This window comes from Bacillus sp. Au-Bac7, from assembly GCF_021341655.1.
Lineage (GTDB): Bacteria > Bacillota > Bacilli > Bacillales > Cytobacillaceae > Niallia.
In genome coordinates, this window is sequence record NZ_JAJTTG010000051.1 from 1 (window position 1) to 834 (window position 834).

General features: G+C 33.1%; 1 protein-coding gene. It reads left to right on the plus strand.

Annotated features, from left to right (window positions below; all coding sequences use genetic code 11):
- Positions 1–417: 417 nt before the first annotated feature.
- Positions 418–789: a cupin gene (locus tag LXM54_RS27655; protein ID WP_233319559.1), complete on the plus strand. Its 372-nt coding sequence runs from the start codon at positions 418–420 to the stop codon at positions 787–789.
- The last annotated feature ends 45 nt before the right edge of the window (positions 790–834 follow it).

An 834-nucleotide genomic window follows, 5' to 3' on the forward strand; every position in this document is an offset into this window, starting at 1 on the left:
AAATCCGTTTTATGTGGAAGATTTGTATGGAAGTAATCCTCCGAAAAAGGGTTATACTTATAAGATATCCGTTATATGGGAAAAGGACGGTAAAATGCACGAAGACAACTTTGAAATTAATTAAATAGTATAAGGAAATTGTTTTACATATCATACTTTTTCTTGTATAACTCAAACGTAATAGGGTACTCCAAATAAAGATAATAACATACCAAGTTCGTTAAGATTGGATTGGATTGTTATCTGACACGATTAATTGGAGGCCTTCCGTTTATGCAATAATAGGGGAGCGTTCCTATAATAAATGAAAAGCTTGCTTATGGTAGAAACAGGGCAGGATAGTGGAAGAAGGATTTTATTAATGAATTGTAGAAGGTAATTCATACATCAATAAAATTCTTATTCTAGGAGGCTTGTATGGAGTTTTATAAATTTGATAAGGACAATGGTATAAATGTTTCAAAGTTCAACTCTAATTTTATTATGTCTCGTATTATTCAAACTGACCAGGAAACAAATATTGGTTGTATGCATTTGGAAAGGAACGGTATTGTAGGTTACCACCAAGCGGTAGTTCCTCAGCTTCTTTTAATACTGAACGGAGAAGGCTATGTAAGGAATGAAACATCTGAATATTATAAAGTGGTATCTGGAGATGCTGTATTCTGGGAAAAAGATGAGTGGCATGAAACAAAAAGCAGAGAAGGTCTAACTGTTATTGTAATTGAAAGTAAGAAATTGGAACCTTCCTTATTTATGCAGTTGGAAAATAAATTGGTTAAGGACTAAGGGAGATTTCCATTTACTAAGGAAATCTCCCTTTCTGTCACTATC

What these genes read in the sequence shown, in the direction of transcription:
- LXM54_RS27655 (WP_233319559.1), top strand. Translation starts at nt 418, where the DNA reads ATGGAGTTTTATAAATTTGATAAGGACAATGGTATAAATGTTTCAAAG.